We start from the raw sequence: 2435 nt of genomic DNA on the forward strand, positions 1-2435 counted from the left end.
GTCCAGTTCTTGTGACCGGTGACGGCGTTCTTGAGGAGGGAAAAGGCGTTGAAGCGCGTCATTGGCGGGCCCCGGCTTGGAATGGCAATCCGCTATCCCTAGCGAGACCTGCGACCCGCCGCGTGAGCGTATGCGACAGTGGCATCGGATCTTTGCGCCGGCCGCGGTGACGCATTTGTCCAGCCTGCCCCGCGCGGCTGCGACCGGCGAAAACGGCCCGCTGATTTTCACGATCTTCGGTGAGAGAACCGGCTGCGAAGCGCCTATAAGATCGTTCTAGTAGAGACGGTTGAGCTAAGTCGTTCGCCTCGAAAAACCCATGAACGGACGGATTGCCCCTGTCCCGGAAACGCGTCCCCGGTTCGGTTCCCGCACGCCGCGTCGCGAAGATCCCGGCGCTCTGTCGTTCCGGTTCTGCCCACGGCGCGCACTTCGCTGAATAACCTCCGGATCGCAGAGATGCCTGCCGCCTGTCCGGGCTCAGAGCCGCTGTAAAGGTCCCAGCCGCGCAAGATGCGTCGGCACAGTACGATTTCCCGCAGTAAGACGGGCAGAGGTCTCCGGACACACAATGGCGAAGGGCTCCTTACCAGCAGAGGACGCCTCATTTGACCTATCCCACCGACACCGATGACACGGCAGCGGACCTAGGGTCCCCACCCGCCGAAAGCGTGATCCAGACCGACTACACGATCGGCCGCGACAATATCGAAGGGTCGGTCGGCCCGATCTATTTCGACGTGCACAACCCGGTCTTCGCGATCTCGGCCTTTGCCGTCATCGCCTTCGTGGTCTTCACCCTCGCCCTGCCCGAGCTCGCGGGAACCCTCTTCAGCACGCTCTTCACCGAGGTCACCACGGGCTTTGACTGGCTGTTCCTCGGGGCCGCCGATGTCTTCGTTTTGCTCTGCCTCGTGCTGGTCATCAGCCCCTACGGCAAGGTGCGGCTCGGCGGGCGCGAGGCGCGGCCCGACTTCGGCTACCTGAGCTGGTTCTCCATGCTCTTTGCCGCCGGCATGGGCATCGGCCTGATGTTCTACGGCGTCTCCGAACCGCTCAGCCATTTCGGCTCGTCGCTCGGCGGCACGGCGATGGGCGAGGCCGGCGCGCGCACCGACTGGGCGCCGCTCGGCGCCGCGGCAAGCCAGGCAGAGGCGGTGCGCCTCGGCATGGCGGCCTCGATCTTCCACTGGGCGCTGCACCCCTGGGCGATCTACGCGGTGGTCGGCCTCAGCCTCGCGCTGTTCAGCTACAACAAGGGCCTGCCGCTGACGATCCGCTCCGCCTTCTACCCGATCTTCGGCGAGAAGGTCTGGGGCTGGCCGGGTCATGTCATCGACATCCTCGCGGTCTTCGCCACGCTCTTCGGGCTTGCAACCTCGCTCGGCCTCGGCGCGGCACAGGCCAACGCGGGCTTCAACAAGCTCTTCGGAGTGCCGGTGGGCGAGACGACGCAGATCGTGCTGATCATCGGCATCACCGCGATCGCGCTCTTCTCGGTGATGCGCGGTCTCGAAGCCGGGGTGAAGCTGCTCTCCGAGATCAACATGGGCCTCGCCCTGCTGCTGCTGCTCTTCGTGCTCTGCGCCGGACCGACGCTGCTGCTGCTCACCAACACCGGCGACTACCTGCTGGCCTACCTCGAGTACCTGCCCGCGCTGTCCAACCCCGTCGGCCGCGAGGACGTCAACTTCATGCAGGGCTGGACCTCGTTCTACTGGGCGTGGTGGATCAGCTGGTCGCCCTTCGTCGGCATGTTCATCGCCCGCGTCAGCCGCGGCCGCACCGTGCGCGAGTTCCTCATCAGCGTGCTCCTGATCCCCAGCCTCGTCTGCGTGGTCTGGATGTCGATCTTCGGCGGCGCGGCGATCAGCCAGGTCGTTCAGGAAAGCTACACCGCCGTGCAGGAGGCCGATCTGCCGCTGCAGCTCTTCGCCATGCTCGACGACATGCCGCTGACCGAGATCACCTCCCTTGTCGGCATCGTGCTGGTCATCGTCTTTTTCGTCACGTCGTCCGACTCGGGCTCGCTGGTGATCGACACGATCACCTCGGGCGGCAAGGTCGATGCGCCGGTGCCGCAGCGGGTGTTCTGGTGCGTCTTCGAAGGCGTTGTCGCGGTGGTCCTGCTGCTCTCGGCGGGCGGGCTGAAATCGCTGCAATCGATGGTGATCTCGACCGGCCTGCCCTTCACCATCGTGCTGCTGGTGATGTGCGTCGCGATCTGGCGGGGGCTGGCGAGCGAGCCGCGCTGAAACACGCGTCCTAGACAGACGGAAGCGCCGCGGAGCCCCCTCCGCGGCGCTTTTGTTGCAGAGAAGGGGCGCCCGGGATCAGGCCGCCGGCCCGTGTTCCTGGCGCAGCGCCTGCGGGGTGCAGCCGAAGCGGCGGCGGAACATGCGGCTCAGGTGCGACGAGTCGCAGAAGCCGCAATC

The 2435-nt window shown here is 65.8% G+C and carries 2 protein-coding genes; one reads left to right on the forward strand and one right to left on the reverse strand.

What is annotated here, in order from left to right:
- Positions 1-671: 671 nt before the first annotated feature.
- Complete coding sequence (locus IQ782_RS29450; RefSeq protein WP_194138216.1) at positions 672-2255, forward strand: BCCT family transporter; 1584 nt, start codon at positions 672-674, stop codon at positions 2253-2255.
- Positions 2256-2333: 78 nt separating this feature from the next.
- On the opposite strand, the gene IQ782_RS30260 is transcribed toward IQ782_RS29450, so the two are convergent.
- A partial coding sequence (locus IQ782_RS30260) for a helix-turn-helix domain-containing protein (RefSeq protein ID WP_194135485.1) occupies positions 2334-2435 on the reverse strand: 102 nt, incomplete at its 5' end.

This window comes from Salipiger mangrovisoli (assembly GCF_015223355.1).
GTDB lineage: Bacteria > Pseudomonadota > Alphaproteobacteria > Rhodobacterales > Rhodobacteraceae > Salipiger > Salipiger mangrovisoli.